The organism is Actinomadura sp. CNU-125 (assembly GCF_001942465.1).
GTDB lineage: Bacteria > Actinomycetota > Actinomycetes > Streptosporangiales > Streptosporangiaceae > Spirillospora.
Window position 1 is genome coordinate 30,390 of sequence record NZ_MKJY01000510.1, and the last position, 13,807, is coordinate 44,196.

The 13,807-nt window shown below is 71.3% G+C and carries 12 protein-coding genes; 3 read left to right on the forward strand and 9 right to left on the reverse strand.

Annotation, left to right across the window (positions count from 1 at the left end):
• The first annotated feature begins 3 nt into the window (after window positions 1-3).
• From BJF79_RS39210 to BJF79_RS63750, 3 genes are read left to right on the forward strand one after another with little or no spacing between them, the layout of a single operon-like run.
• Window positions 4-840: a mycofactocin-coupled SDR family oxidoreductase gene (locus BJF79_RS39210; RefSeq protein ID WP_075905014.1), complete on the forward strand. Its 837-nt coding sequence runs from the start codon at window positions 4-6 to the stop codon at window positions 838-840.
• A 42-nt stretch (window positions 841-882) separates the two neighbouring features.
• Window positions 883-1,494 (forward strand): cytochrome P450, encoded by a 612-nt coding sequence (locus BJF79_RS63745; protein WP_262403232.1) that lies wholly within the window; start codon window positions 883-885, stop codon window positions 1,492-1,494.
• Entirely contained in the window at window positions 1,491-2,075 is a 585-nt protein-coding gene (locus BJF79_RS63750; protein ID WP_262403233.1) for a cytochrome P450, read from the forward strand. Before BJF79_RS63745 ends, BJF79_RS63750 begins: the two co-directional genes overlap by 4 nt.
• A gap of 104 nt (window positions 2,076-2,179) precedes the next feature.
• Here the strand turns inward: BJF79_RS63750 and BJF79_RS39220 are convergent, their stop codons facing one another.
• The 9 genes from BJF79_RS39220 to BJF79_RS39270 all read right to left on the reverse strand — a co-directional run bounded on the left by BJF79_RS39220 (window position 2,180) and on the right by BJF79_RS39270 (window position 13,598).
• Window positions 2,180-2,809, reverse strand: coding sequence for a TetR/AcrR family transcriptional regulator (locus BJF79_RS39220; protein ID WP_075905016.1), 630 nt, complete (start codon window positions 2,807-2,809; stop codon window positions 2,180-2,182).
• Window positions 2,810-2,823: 14 nt separating this feature from the next.
• The gene (locus tag BJF79_RS54545; RefSeq protein ID WP_075905018.1) at window positions 2,824-3,855 is read right to left on the reverse strand and encodes a hypothetical protein; all 1,032 of its coding nucleotides are present in this window, start codon (window positions 3,853-3,855) and stop codon (window positions 2,824-2,826) included.
• Complete coding sequence (locus BJF79_RS39230; protein ID WP_075905020.1) at window positions 3,852-6,179, reverse strand: MCE family protein; 2,328 nt, start codon at window positions 6,177-6,179, stop codon at window positions 3,852-3,854. Before BJF79_RS39230 ends, BJF79_RS54545 begins: the two co-directional genes overlap by 4 nt.
• Before the next feature lie 8 nt (window positions 6,180-6,187).
• Window positions 6,188-8,320, reverse strand: coding sequence for an MCE family protein (locus BJF79_RS52155; protein WP_083734573.1), 2,133 nt, complete (start codon window positions 8,318-8,320; stop codon window positions 6,188-6,190).
• A complete protein-coding gene (locus tag BJF79_RS39245; protein WP_075905021.1) occupies window positions 8,317-9,471 on the reverse strand; it encodes an MCE family protein in 1,155 nt (384 codons plus the stop codon). The genes BJF79_RS52155 and BJF79_RS39245 overlap by 4 nt, the downstream gene beginning before the upstream one ends.
• Window positions 9,471-10,535, reverse strand: coding sequence for an MlaD family protein (locus BJF79_RS39250; protein ID WP_075905023.1), 1,065 nt, complete (start codon window positions 10,533-10,535; stop codon window positions 9,471-9,473). The genes BJF79_RS39245 and BJF79_RS39250 overlap by 1 nt, the downstream gene beginning before the upstream one ends.
• The gene (locus tag BJF79_RS39255; RefSeq protein WP_083734574.1) at window positions 10,532-11,383 is read right to left on the reverse strand and encodes an ABC transporter permease; all 852 of its coding nucleotides are present in this window, start codon (window positions 11,381-11,383) and stop codon (window positions 10,532-10,534) included. The genes BJF79_RS39250 and BJF79_RS39255 overlap by 4 nt, the downstream gene beginning before the upstream one ends.
• A complete protein-coding gene (locus tag BJF79_RS39260; protein ID WP_075905025.1) occupies window positions 11,383-12,177 on the reverse strand; it encodes an MlaE family ABC transporter permease in 795 nt (264 codons plus the stop codon). The genes BJF79_RS39255 and BJF79_RS39260 overlap by 1 nt, the downstream gene beginning before the upstream one ends.
• A 740-nt stretch (window positions 12,178-12,917) precedes the next feature.
• A complete protein-coding gene (locus BJF79_RS39270; RefSeq protein WP_262403236.1) occupies window positions 12,918-13,598 on the reverse strand; it encodes a dihydrolipoamide acetyltransferase family protein in 681 nt (226 codons plus the stop codon).
• Between the last annotated feature and the right edge of the window lie 209 nt (window positions 13,599-13,807).

Sequence of the window (13,807 nt, forward strand, 5' to 3'; positions counted from 1 at the left end):
CCGATGCCCGGACGACTCGAAGGCAAGGTGGCCTTCATCACCGGCGCCGCGCGCGGCCAGGGACGCAGCCACGCGGTGCGGCTCGCGCAGGAGGGCGCCGACATCATCGCCGTCGACGTCTGCAAGCAGATCGACACCGTCCCCATCCCCATGTCCACCCCCGAGGACCTGGAGGAGACCGTCGCCCTGGTCGAGGCGACCGGCCGCAAGATCGTCGCCGCCCAGGCGGACGTGCGCGACCTCGACGCGCTGAAGGCGGCCGTCGACGACGGCGTCGGGCGGCTCGGCCGGCTCGACATCATCGTCGCCAACGCGGGCCTCGCCGCCAGCGGCGACGAGATCCACAAGATGGACGAGAAGCTCTGGCACGACTCGATCGGCGTGAACCTGACCGGCGTCTGGCACACCGGCAAGGCCGCGATCCAGCACATCATCGACGGCGGCCGCGGCGGCGCGATCGTCCTGACCAGCTCCGTCGGCGGCCTGAAGGCCCACCCGAACATCGCCAACTACGTCGCGTCCAAGCACGGCGTCGTCGGCCTGATGCGCTCCATGGCGGTGGAACTCGCGCAGTACAGCATCCGGGTCAACTCGGTGCACCCCACGCAGGTGAACACGCCGATGCTCATGAACGACATGACGTACCGGATGTTCCGCCCGGATCTGGAGAACCCGACCCAGGAGGACATGGCGCCGATCTCGCAGATGATGAACGCGCTTCCCGTCCCGTGGGTGGAGCCCGAGGACATCAGCAACGCGATCCTCTTCCTGGTCTCCGACGACAGCCGCTACATCACGGGCGTCCCGCTGCCGATCGACGCGGGGTCGATGCTCAAGTAGCCCGGCTCGGAAACAGCTTTCACCGACATGCGAGGAGAGCACGTGCCAACCGACGAGCCGCTCTACTGGGACCCCTACGACACGCGGTTCGCCCGCGACCCCTACCCGACCTACAAGCGGCTCCGGGACGAGGCGCCGCTGTACTACAACGAGAAGCACGACTTCTACGCGGTGAGCCGGTACGCCGACATCGAGCGCGGCCTGCCCGACTGGCGGACGTTCTCCTCGGCGCGCGGCGGGATCCTGGAGATGGTCAAGTCCGGCATCGAGTTGCCCCCCGGGACGCTCATCTTCGAGGACCCCGAGATCCACGACGTGCACCGGCGGCTGCTCGTCCGGGTCTTCACCCCCCGCCGGATCGCCGAACTGGAACCGCAGGTGCGCGACTACTGCGTCCGCACCCTCGACCCGCTCGTCGGCACCGGCGACTTCGACCTGATCCGCGAGGTCAGCGCCGAACTGCCGATGCGGGTGATCGGGATGCTGCTGGGCATTCCGGAGGCGGACCAGGAGGCCATCCGCGACTCCGCCGACGAGAGCCTGCGCACCGAGGCCGGCGGCCAGATGGACGTCCAGAACCAGGCGATCATGAGCGGCGACCTCTTCCGCGAGTACATCGAATGCGCGCGAAGAACCCGTCGGACGACCTCATGACCCGTCTGCTGACCACGGAGTTCGAGGACGAGGACGGCAAGACCCGCACGCTCACCCACGACGAGGCCATCGTCTACACCACCGTCGTCGCCGGGGCGGGCAACGAGACCACCGGGCGGCTCATCGGCTGGCTCGGCTCGGTGCTCGCGCAGAACCCCGACCAGCGGCAGGCGCTCGTGGACGACCCGGCGCTGATCCCCGGCGCGATCGAGGAGGTGCTGCGCTACGAGCCGCCCGGCCCGTTCATCGCCCGGTACGTCACGCAGGACGTCGAGTACCACGGCCGGACGATCCCGGAGGGCAGCGCGATGATGTTCATCGTCGGCGCCGCCAACCGCGACGAGAACCGCTACCCCGACCCCGACCGGTTCGACGTCCGCCGCCAGGTCGGCCAGCAGCTGACCTTCGGCCTCGGCGTCCACTACTGCCTCGGCGCCGCGCTCGCCCGGCTGGAGGGACGGGTGGCGCTGGAGGAGATCCTGCGCCGCTTCCCCCGGTGGGAGGTGGACTGGGACGGCGCCGAGCTGGCGCAGACCTCGACAGTGCGGGGCTGGGAGACCCTGCCATTGATCATCGGCTGATCGCGGGCCGCCGAGTTCCCGCCCCGGCACGCAACTTCCGCGCCGCGCGCCGGGGCGGGTCCGCGAAGCGGGCCCGCCCCTCGAAGAGCGAGTCGTCCAGAAGGTCAGGACGCCCGGGACGTCTCCTGGGCCGCGGCGGCGAGGGGCCCGGACATGAGGCCCGGGACGAGCCAGCGGCGCAGGAACGGACGCGGATCGGCGCGGGTGGCCTCGGGCACGGCGAGAAAGGACAGCAGCATGCGCATGAAGAACTCGGCGAGGCTTTCCAGCTCGGTGTCGTCGTAGCCGAGCGCGGGCCAGTCGATCTTCAACCGGGTGAGGAAGGACTTCATCTCGGTCAGCGCGACATCGGAGAGGATGGCGGACGCGAGGCCGATCGTGTGCCCCGTGGTCAGCTGCATCCCGACGTACGGTTCGCGGGGCAGCTGCTCCACGGCGCGGGCGAGCACCTCGACGATGATCTCGGCCGGGACGGTCAGCGAGTCGACCTCCGCGGCCATCCGCGCCTCGAACTCGCCCGCGGCGGCCAGGCCCGCGGCCTCCATCAGCTCGTCGAGGTTGCGGTAGTACCGGTACACGGTCGCGCGCGTGACGCCGAGGTCCTCGGCGACCTGCGTGAAGCCGACCTTGCGCGCGCCGAGCCGGTCCACGCACCGGATCATCGCCCCGATGATCCGCCGCCGGGCCTCGTCGTCGTCACGAGGAGGGTCGCCCCGCCAGCCGTGCGTGCGCATGAATGAGCTCCCCCTTAAGGGATCGGTTCGGTCGGATCCGTTGGAACGCTACACGGCGGGCGGGCGTGCCCGGCCGCCGGTGGCCCGCGCCCCGGGGCCGGTGGGCTAGGGAGCGCCGCCGTGCCGGGCAGCCCGCCCGCGCCCGGCAGCCCCGAGCCGCCCGAACCCTTCGCGCCTTCCGAGCCCTCCGCGTCCTCGCCGTCCGCGCCGGACAGCGGCTTGCCGTTCTCGTCGGTGACCGACTCCGCCCCCGGGCTGAGCAGCGTGATGTTGCCCGCCAGCCACCTGCCCGCGGTGCGCTCCATGCTGAGCGCGACGGTGGCCCCGGTGTTGCTCTGGACGGACTCGACCGTGGTCACCTTCGTGTTGATGACGACCAGCACGTTGGCGGCCCCGTCCTTGATCTCGCCGGGGTAGATGTCGTTGATGTGCGCCTGGGAGCTGACCTTGTTCTTCGTGAAGTACGTGGTGAGGGTTTCGGCGGTGGGCCGGATCGAGTCGGCGGCCTTCTCGGTGAGCAGCGGGTACTTCGCCTTGAAGGACTCGTCCATGCGCCGATAGTCCCAGTTGAAGAAGGTGCCCGCGACCTTGCTCGCCGCGCCGACCAGCTCCCGGCGCGTGTCGGCCTCGCCGGCGAGGTCGTTCCGGTCCTGCCAGACGACGGCGAGCCCCGCGGTCACCGCGACCAGCGCGACCGTCGGGACGACCCGCAGCGCGACCCGGGTCCGCGGCCCGAACCGGACCCGCCGCCGCCGGAGACCACGCTTCCCGCCCGCGCCCTTGCCCGCGTCCTCGCGTTCTTCCGTGCCCGCGCTCTCGTCCTCGCCCACCTCCTCGGGCGCGGCTCCGGCCTTGTCTTCGGGCTCGCCCTCGGCCTTGCCGAAGGACGCGGCGAGGACGGCGGCCGGGACCTTCGGCGGCCTGCGGCGCGCGGAGCCGTTGCTCCCGCCGCCCTTCCCGGCCACGAACGTCAGGCCGTACTCGTAGACGGCCGGGGCGTCCCCGTCCCCGCCGGCCTCGGGCTTCGCGGAAATGTCGGCCTTCATCGGTTCCTCCTCCTCCAGGTCGGACGCCAGGTCGCCCCGAGCATGCTCATGAAGACGCGCAGCAGGATCAGCCCCGCCGCGACGGGCGGCAGGTAGACGAGCCACGGCGTGCCGTCGTCGCGGTCGTGCCCGGCGCTGTCGCGCACCGGCACCGAGTCCTGCGCGACCGTGGCCGGATCGCCGCCCGCCCGCGGCGTCGCCGCCGCCGTGGCGCCGGGCTTCGGCGGTTTCTGCCGCTCGGGCAGCTCGATCCCCGCGCACGTGGGGATGCGCCGGATGTCGGGCAGCGGCGCGAGGTTGCGGTACTCGACGGCGCCCTCGACCGGGCCCGGCGTGATCGCGAAGTTGATGTTGAGGTTCGGCTCGCCGTTGACGAACGTGACCGCGCCGCGCATGGCCTTCGCGAGCTGCGGCGACCAGGCCAGCCCCTCGTCGAGCGCGGCGACGTTGCCGTCGGACAGCAGCACCGGCAGCGCCCCGCCGAGCGAGCCGAGCGTGCACTTCGCGGCCGTCTCGGAGTCGCGCAGCAGCCGCGCGAACTTCGCCACCAGGTCGGGGGAGCCGTCCCGGATCCGGGCGAGGTCCTTCTCGAGGTCGGCGAGCGACGAGGTGACCCCGGCGGTCGCGGCGACGCCCGTCCCGAGTTCGCCGCGCTTGCCCGCGAGGGTGCCGGTCAGCATGCTCAGGTTGCCGATCAGCTCGTCCAGGACGCGCGTGTCCTTCGCGAACGTGTCGGCGAGCCGCGACGCACCGTCGACGGTGACGCCGAGCGTGCCGCCGCGGCCCTCCAGCCCGTCCGCCAGTTCCCGCGTGAGGACCCGCAGGTTCTTCGGGTCGAGCCCGTTGACGGCGTCGGTCACGGCGTCGAACAGGTCGCCGTACGTCCGGGACACGCTCGTCCGGGACAGCGGTATGACCTCGCCGGGACGCATCGGCGGCGCGTCCAGCCGTCCCTGCCCCGGTGAGAGGTCCACGTACGGTTCGCCGATCGCGGACTTGAGCCCGGCGGCGGCGGTCGCACCCCGCGGGACGTGCTCGCCCTTGTCGATGACGAGGTCGACCACCACCTTGCTCTGCTCCAGCCGGACGGAGCCGATCTCCCCGACCGCGACGCCGAGGTAGGTGACGTCGAAGCCCGCCTGGAGCCCCGGCGACCGCTCGAACTGCGCGGTGATGCGGTACGGGCGCGAGAACGGGTCGAGTTCGAGCACGTTGCGCACCGCCCACACCGTCAGGATCACCCCGAGGAGCACGAAGACCACGAGGTTGAGCTGGATGCGGTCGAGCTTGACGCGGCGCCTCATCGGTTCGGCCCCAGCATGTCGACGAAGTTCGGCGAGCGACGAGGGCGACTCGCCGCCGGCCTCGGTGGCGGAGCCGTCGAAGTTGATCACGGCATAGGTGAGGAGCTGCCCGTTGTACACCTGCCGCGGCATCCGGCTGACGAACTCCTGCAGGCGCGTGATCAGGGTGCCGAGTTTCGTCCGGTCGTCGGCCAGCACCTGCATGGACGGGCCGAGCCGCTCCACGATGCTCCGCAGCTCGTCGGTGTACCCGATCAGCACCGTGTCGTTCACGGTCTTCGCCATGTCCGACAGCGACCGCACCGCGGTAAGGATCTTCTCGCGGTCGTCGGAGAGCACCTGCGTGGTCTCGGCGAGCCGGCCCGGCAGCCGGCCCAGCGACTCCTCGTGCGCGGCCAGCTTCTCGCCCAGCCCGGCCAGGTCGTCGACGGCCCGGGCGAGCTCCCCGCGATGCTTCTCGAAGGTCGCCACCAGTTGCGCGGCGTCGCCGATCATCGCGTTCATCTTCGGGCCGCGCCCGGACAGGGCGGTGGCGGCGGTGTGGACGAGCCCCGGCGCGTCGCCCGCGGCCAGCGCCCCGACCAGCGGGGCGGCGCCGCCGACGATGTCCTCGAAGCCGGGACTCGTCCCCGCCGAGGCGACCTTCGCGTTGTCCTCCAGGAACGGGCCCTGGTTCAGCGGCCTGCCCTGCGGCGGCTTGAGCTGCACGTAGTTCTCGCCCAGCAGCGACGTCACCGTGACCTTGGCGGTCGTCCCGGTGGGGATCTCGACCCCGTCCTTGATCGACATGGTGACGCGGGCGCGGTACCCCGCGGTCCCGCCGCCCACCAGGGTGACGCCGGAGATCGAGCCGACCTCGACGTCCGCGATCTTCACGCTGTGGCCGGAGACGAGGTTCTGCACGTCGGTGAACTCGGCGGTGAGGGTGAGCGGGCCCGCGGTCGCGGACAGCGTCTGCAGGGAGCACCCGGACAGGCTGCCGGTCAGCACGAGGACCCCGGCGACAAGGAGGAATCTCACGGCGGCTCCTACTGGCAGTTGGAGTAGGGGGGCGGGAGGGGGCACGGCACGTTCTCGTTGATCGTGGGCTCGCGCATGATCGCGGCCACGTAGGACCGCAGGAAGTTGTCGAGGGTGACCCGGAGCGTGATCGACCGCTTCTCCGGGTTGTAGGCGTTGACGAACTGGAAGCCGATGCCGGGCAGCGCCTGCAGCAGCTGGCCGAGCCGGTCGGCGTTCCCCTGGATCATCAGCGACACCTGCGCGAGTTTCGCCAGGTCGCCCGGCAGCGTGTTGCGGTACTCGTCGATGAGCTCCTCGCCGCGTTCGACGAGATCGGCGATCTCCTGCACCAGCGTGCGGATGCTCTGCCGCTCGCTAGCCAGCATCGTGGACGCCTGCGAGAAGTGGTCGACCAGCTCGCCGAGCGTCTTCTCCCGGCCCTTGACGACCCCGGCGAGCCGGTTCAGGTTGCGGGCGATCTCCAGGAGCCGCTCGTCCTGCCCGGCGAGGTTGTTCATGAGCTGCCCGGCCTCCTGGAAAGCCTGGTTGAACGCGGCGCCGTTGCCGTCGAGGCTGCCGGCGGCGGTGCCGAGCGCGGCGTCGGCCTTCGCCGGGTCGAAGCTGTCGATGAGCCTGCCGAACGACTGGAGGGCCTCGTTGACCTCGACCGGCACCTGCGTCCGGTCGGTCCGCAGGACGGCACCGTCGGCGAGCCTCGGCAGGCCGGGACGCCACGCCGGGGCGAACGTCAGCGTCCGCTCGCCGATCAGGCTCAGCGGGACGATCGCCGCGTTCGCCGTCGCGGGCAGCGGCACGTTCTCGTCGATCTCCGCGACGACGCGGACCTTGCCGTTCACGGGCGTGACGGACTCGACCGTGCCGACGTCGATGCCCATCACCTGCACCTGGGAGCCGGGATAGAAGGACACCGCGCGGACGAAGTAGGCGGTGACGCGGTAGCTCCCCGAGGAGGAGAACGGGCCGGTCAGCACGCTGCAGGAGCTGAGGGCCAGCACCAGCGCGGCCGTCGCGAGCGCCGTCGCCGATCGCGGCCGGCCCATCGTCCCTGTCGTGTGGCTCGTCATTCTTCGACCTGTCCCGTCGGCACGAGGGGGTAGTTCGGCGGGTTGAAGTTCGGCTGGGGGCCGACGACGCCGGGCTGGACCGGGCCGAAGCCGACGAACCCGCCCTCCATCCACCGGCCCTCCCGGCTGCCGCTGGTGCTCATGCCGTAGAAGGCCGGGCCGAACCAGGCGAAGGCGGTGTTCAGCGACGGAAGGTTCTCGCCGGTCAGCGTCTTCATGGTGAGATGGAAGTCGTCGAGCACCGTCTCCAGCTGTTCGCGATGTTTCGTGAGGCGTCGTCGAGGCTCTTGACGACTCTGCTGCCGCTGCCGAGCACCGTCGCCAGCTCGTCCCGGCGCTGCGCCAGCTCGTCCAGCAGGCTCTCGCCGTACTCCAGCAGTTGCGCCAGCTCCTTGTCCTTCTTCGCGAGGGTGCCGGTGAGCTTCTCGCCGCCCTCGATGAGCGCGGTGCGTCCGGCCAGGCGTCGTTCAGCCCGGCGCTGACCTTCCGCAGGTCGGCGAGCATCCGCCCCATCTGCTTCTGGTCCGGCAGCTTGACCTTCGCCGCCTCCGTCAGCAGCCTGTCGATCGACTGGGCGTCCAGCTTGGCCGCCATGTCGGACGCGGAACCCAGCGCATTGCTCAGCGAGTACGGGACGCTCGTGCGTTCCGCCGGGATCCGCCGGCCGCTGTCCGGCCGGGATTCCAGGTACGGCTCGACGACCGGTCCCGACAGCCGGAGGAAATGGCCGCCGAGCAGATTGGACAGCCGGATGTCGGCGTGCATCCGCGGGCCCAGCTCGACCCCGGCGTCGACGCTCCAGGAGATCACGACGTTGCCCTGGCTGAAATCGGGGGAGATGTCGGTGATCTCGCCGACCTTCACCCCGGCCAGCCGCACCTCGGCGCCCTCCCGGATGCCCCCGGTGCCGGCGAACACGCCGCTGACCGTGTAGCCGCCCCGCAGGATGCCCAGCGTCCCGTAGGCGTAGGTCGCGAGTACCACGGCGGCCACGGCCGGGATCGTCACAACCGCGATCGCCACGGGGTCGCGGTCCCGGAACGAGCGGGAGAAGAAGTCCTTCCAGCGGCTCATCCCCGGCCTCCCGCCTGCCCGCCGTTCTGGCCCGTGCCCTGATCGCCGAGGAAGAGGATCTGCATCATCGCCCGCAGGACCCGCTGCTGTTCGGGCGTGAGCTTCGACTCCTCGGGGCTCACCGCCGGGCTCTGGCCCGTCCCGGAGGCGGGCGGGGGCGGCAGCTGCATCGGGAACGGGCAGGTCTCGGCGTAGACGATGTTCATGCACAGGGCGTTGCCGCGGAGGAACTTGCCGCCGTCCATGAGCGTGAGGAGCGCCTGCAGCGCCGATGGCAGGCTCTTGATCATCTTGTCGATGTCCTTCATCCGGCTGTGCGCGACCTCCATCAGCTCGGACGCGCCGTCCACCAGCCGCCCGACCTGCGGTGCGGCGTCACCGAGCACGTCGTCGAGCCCCTTGGTGAGGCCCTCCAGCCGGACGGCCGCGTCGCCGATCGCGGCGCGGTTCTGCGCGAAGGCCCGGGTGAGGTCGGACAGGTTGTCGACGGTCTGGGCGATCTGCCGGTCGCGGGCGGCCAGCGCGTCGGTGACCGTCCGGTAGTCGGCGAGCATCTGCTCGATGGTGCCGGTCCGCGCACTGAGCATCTTGAGGAGCGACGCCAGGTTGGTGGTCATCTGATGTATCTCGTCCTGGTTGCCGTCCAGTGCGACCGCGAACGACTGGAGGATCTTGTTGACCTCGCCCGGGTCGATACCGCCGAGCAGCGGGGCCAGGTCGTTGACGAGCGCGCCGAGGTCCGCCGCCGACCGCGTGCGGGTCAGCGTCCGGCCGTCCTCCAGCATCTTCGGGCTGGCCCCGGCCTCCAGGTACACCTCCCGGTTGCCGATGAGATCGCGCCAGCGGACGACCGCCGACGAGTCGTCCGGGAGGCGCAGCGAGTCGCGGACCTTCAGGCCGACGACGGCCCGGCCCTTGTCCACCTCCACCGACGTCACCTGACCGACCTCGGTACCGGCGACCTTGACCGGGTCGCCCTCCCGCAGGCCGCTGACGTCGTCGAAGGTCGCCCGAAGTTCCAGCCCCGAACCGAAGGTCGTCCCGGCGATCCGGACTCCCAGATAGACGGTCAGCAGGGTCGTGACGATGCCGAACGCCAGGAACCTGCGCGCCGCGCGCCCGTCCAGGCGCGACTTGCGCCGCCCGGCCATCAGTTGCCTCCCCCGACCTTGTACGGGTCCTCGGGGACCGCGGGCTCGACCGGGCCGCAGAGCCCCGGCAGCGACTCGCAGAGCACGGTGCTCGATTCGACGTGGACGGTCACCCGCGACAGCAGGGTGCCGTGCGGGCCCGGGATGTTGGCGATGCCGGCCAGTTGCGTCAGGACGGAGCCGCTGCTGCTGATCAGGTCCGGGAACGACCCGCGGTGGCGGTACATCGCGGCCACCGCCGGGTCCACCGACGCGATGATCCGGCCGGGCGCCGCCGGGTTCGACTCCAGGATCCCGTCCAGGGTGCGCGCCGACTCGTCGAGGCCGGTGAGCAGCCGGTCGAACTCCTTCGGGTCGCCGGTGACCGACGGCAGGATCACGTTCAGGTCGTCGGCGATGGCGCCGATCTCGTCGCCGTGCGCGTTGGCCGTCGCGGCGAGCGCCCCGCCGTCGCGGGCGATGCGGCCGATCTCGCCGGTCCGCCCGGCCGTCACGTCGAGCAGCTTCGCGGAGTCGTCGATCAGGCCGCCGAGCGCCTCGCCCCGGCCGTCGAGGCCGCCGTGCAGCGCCCCCATGATCGTGGCGACGTCCCGCGGGCCGAGCGCCGCCAGGAGGTCCACCGCGGGCCCGGCGACGTCGGTGAGCTCCTGCGGGTCCTTCGTCCGCGCGATCGTCCCGCCGTCGTCGAGGAACGGCCCCTCGCCCTCGTTCGCCCCCAGCCGCAGGTCGACGTACTTCGGGCCGAACGCCGACAGCGGGACGATCGCGACCTCCGCGGCGGCGGGGACCTCGACCCCGGGGTCGATCCGCAGCGTGACCATCGCGCGGCCGTCGCCGGTGAGGCGCACCCCCGACACCTGGCCGACCGTGACGCCGCGCACCCGGACGTCCGAATGGGTGGTGAGGCCCTCGCCCGCCCGGCCGAACGCGGCGCGCAGATGGATCGATCCCGGATGGGTCTGGCGCGCGGACAGGAAGGACACCACGAGGCAGACGGCCAGGACGGCCGCCCCGGTCGCCCCGAAGCGGATCCGGGAGCGCGGTGTCAGATCAACGGTCCTCATCCCGTCAGGCTCACTGTTCCGCCGTCGCCCCAGAAGATGTAGGACAGCAGCAGGTTGGCCATGATGATCGTCACCATGGACTCGCGGATGGCCTGCCCGGTGGCCAGCCCCACGCCGACCGGGCCGCCGCTGGCGTTGTAGCCGCGGTAGCAGTGCACGAGCACGATGATCACCGTGAACACGACCACCTTGATGACGCTGTAGAGCACGTCTATCGGCGGCAGATACAGGTGGAAGTAGTAGTCGTAGATCCCCGGCGAGATGCCGAAGAAGTAGATGGAGATCAGCCGGGTCGCGAAGAAGCTGGCGAACAGCGCCAGCAGGTACAGGGGCACGAGCGTGAGCAGCGCCGCCGCGAGCCGGGTGCACACCAGGTACGCCAGCGAGTTGATCCCCATGACCTCCAGGGCGTCGATCTCCTCGGAGATGCGCATCGCCCCGAGTTCGGCGGTGAACGAGCCGCCGAGCTGGAAGATCAGCGCCACCCCCGCGATGATCGGGGTCACCTCGCGCACGTTCGCGTAGCTCGCGATGATCCCCGCGAGGGACTCGACGCCCACCCGCTGCAGCCCCGGGATGGCCTGCAGGCCGACCGTCGTCCCGGTGAAGAACGACATGAAGAAGATGACGACGATCATGCCGAGGCCGATGACGACCGCGCCGACACCGGCGCTGATGTCGCTGACCTGACGTATGACCGTCTTCAGATGCCGTCCGCGGGCGATGTCCACGACCAGGTGGTGCAGCACCCGGCCGCAGAAGACGACGAACTCGGCGAACTCGGGATTCTGCCGCGGTCTGGCGCGGCGCAGGACGACCGCGGCGCGGTGCGGGACGATGGTGGTCATCAGATCCTCGGCGGGAAGAGGCTGTACGCCAGGGTGGAGATCACGTAGTTGGCCGCGAACACGAGCATCGCCGCGATGACGGCCGCGCGGTTGACCGCCCGTCCGACACCGCTGGCGCCGTAGCCGCAGGTCATGCCCTTCCAGCAGGCGACCGAGGCGGCGATGAAGCCGAACACCCACGCTTTGAACAGGGTGATCAGCAGGTCGGAGAGCTGAAGCAGCGACGTCGCCTCGCCGAAGTACGAGCCGGGCGTCACGCCGCCCTGGACGACGTTGAAGAAGAACCCGCCGGCGACGCCCGCCACGATGATCAGCGAGCAGAGCATGATGCCGACCGTGCTGGCCGCCCACAGCCGCGGCGTCACCAGCCGGTGCACGGGGTTGATGCCGAGGACCTCCATGGCGTCCAGCTCGTCGCGGATCCGCCGGGAGCCGATGTCGGAGGTGATGGCCGACCCCGCCGCCCCCGAGATCAGCAGCGCCGCCGCCATCGGGGCGACCTGCGTCACCAGGGCCTGCACGACCGTCGCGCCGGTGCCCGACTCCGCGCCGATCTGCCGGATGATCTGCCCCACCTGCAGCGCGATCGTGCCGCCGAGCGGCAGCGCGATCAGCATCACCGGGAGGGTCGTGACGCGGGCGATGAACCAGCACTGCTCGATGTACTCGGCTCCCCAGCGACGCACGTCCCACGTCTTCCGGAAGCCTTCGAGCGAGATGGCGAGCAGCACCCCGGTCTGTTCCAGCCAGCCGAAGCGCAGACTCGGGCGCGAGCGGAGGCGTGTCGTCACCATGAGAAGTAGTCGCTCCTAAATTGAGATCGACATTCTCGAATCGGCACAGAGACGTTTACGGATTACGAGGGGTGTGATTTTCAACTCAGAGAGCGACAGTACACTCTGGCCAGAGGCGTACTGTCAAGAGCGGATGCGGATGTTGTGCGAGGGGCCAAGGGGGTGCGTCGGCGCACGGATCCCGCTGCGGCGGCCGGGTCCGCTTCCGCTGGACCAAGGACCTGCCGGTCGGCAAGCAGGCCGACCAGGAAAACCGCATCGGTGGAGCACGGCTTCGCCGCGCCGCGCCGTCGACCGGGACCGGCGTACGGCCGGGCGTTCGGCCGGGCGTTCGGCATCGGGGAACCCGTCTCCGGCACCGTCGGGCGAGAGCGCGCGTCGCCGCGTCGTCCGGGGTTCGCCGCGGAGCGGCACCGGAGGCTACCGGAACCCGTCCGTGCCGGCGGCGCCGTCGCCCGCCGCGACTACGTGACCTTCATCGGTTCCGGCTTCGTGCCGCGGGGGCTCCGCGCCGCGGACCGTCCGGTTCTCCGGACGCCTCGTGCCGTGGTGTCTCGCGGTGTTCTCCGGCGGGCGCGCGCCGCTCTTCGCGCCGCATCGAGAGGGTGCGGCGTTCCTTCCGGGAGGCGTCCCGGAGCGCGCGGGCGAGTGCCCGCGAATAGTCCAGCATGAACCGCATCGTCCCCCCCGATCGCATGATCATTCTACGAAAGGACGATGCGATCGGGGGGCCGTTCGGTTCACACGTCGGCGAGAAGGACCGCGGGGTTCTCGACCAGATCGGCCACGTGCCGCAGGAAGCCCCCGGCGGCGGCGCCGTCGCAGACCCGGTGGTCGAAGGTGAGGGAAAGCTGCGTCACCTCGCGCGGCACGACCGCGCCGTCGACCACCCAGGGACGGCCGGTGACGCGGCCGACGCCCAGCAGCGCGGCCTCGGGATGGTTGATGATCGGCGTGGAGCCGTCCACGCCGAACACACCGTAGTTGTTGAGCGTGAACGTGCCGCCGGTCAGGTCCGCGGGCGGCAGCTTCCCGGCCCGCGCGAGGCCGGTGAGCCGGGCCAGTTCGGCCGCGAGCCGCGCGGTCGTCAGCAGGTGCGCGTCCCGGACGACCGGCACGACGAGTCCCCGGTCGGTCTGCGCGGCGAAGCCGAGGTGGACGTGCCCGTGCCGGACGATCTCGCCGCGCTCGACGTCGACGGACGCGTTCAGCTCGGGGAACCGCCGCAGGCCGTCCAGGCAGACGCGGGCCAGCAGCGCCAGCAGGCCGATGCCGAGGTCGGGCCGCGCCGTCCGCAGCGCGTCCCGCACCGCGAGCAGCCCGGTGGCGTCGGCGTCCACCCATGTCGTGGCGTCGGGGATTTCGCGGCGGCTGCGGGCGGTGTTGTCGGCGATCGCGCGGCGCATTCCCCGCAGCGGGATCCGTTCCGCCGCGAACCCGCCCGAGGGGGCGGCCGCGGGCGGGTTCGCGGCGCATGGCGCGGTCGACGTCGCGGCGCAGGATCACGCCGCGCGGCCCGGACGGGCGGACGCCCGCGATGTCGATCCCGTGCTCGCGGCGATCCTGCGGACGAGCGGCGAGATGACCCGCGGGGCGTGCCGCGGCGACGCGCCGCCCGCCCCGCCCGAAT

Bases quoted from the DNA above. Each gene is read 5' to 3' on its own strand.
- BJF79_RS54545 (WP_075905018.1), bottom strand. From the start codon at position 3,855: ATGAAGGCCGACATTTCCGCGAAGCCCGAGGCCGGCGGGGACGGGGAC.
- BJF79_RS39255 (WP_083734574.1), bottom strand. From the start codon at position 11,383: ATGACCACCATCGTCCCGCACCGCGCCGCGGTCGTCCTGCGCCGCGCC.
- BJF79_RS39250 (WP_075905023.1), bottom strand. From the start codon at position 10,535: ATGAGGACCGTTGATCTGACACCGCGCTCCCGGATCCGCTTCGGGGCG.
- BJF79_RS39210 (WP_075905014.1), top strand. From the start codon at position 4: ATGCCCGGACGACTCGAAGGCAAGGTGGCCTTCATCACCGGCGCCGCG.
- BJF79_RS39220 (WP_075905016.1), bottom strand. From the start codon at position 2,809: ATGCGCACGCACGGCTGGCGGGGCGACCCTCCTCGTGACGACGACGAG.
- BJF79_RS39260 (WP_075905025.1), bottom strand. From the start codon at position 12,177: ATGGTGACGACACGCCTCCGCTCGCGCCCGAGTCTGCGCTTCGGCTGG.
- BJF79_RS63750 (WP_262403233.1), top strand. From the start codon at position 1,491: ATGACCCGTCTGCTGACCACGGAGTTCGAGGACGAGGACGGCAAGACC.
- BJF79_RS39245 (WP_075905021.1), bottom strand. From the start codon at position 9,471: ATGGCCGGGCGGCGCAAGTCGCGCCTGGACGGGCGCGCGGCGCGCAGG.
- BJF79_RS52155 (WP_083734573.1), bottom strand. From the start codon at position 8,320: ATGAGCCGCTGGAAGGACTTCTTCTCCCGCTCGTTCCGGGACCGCGAC.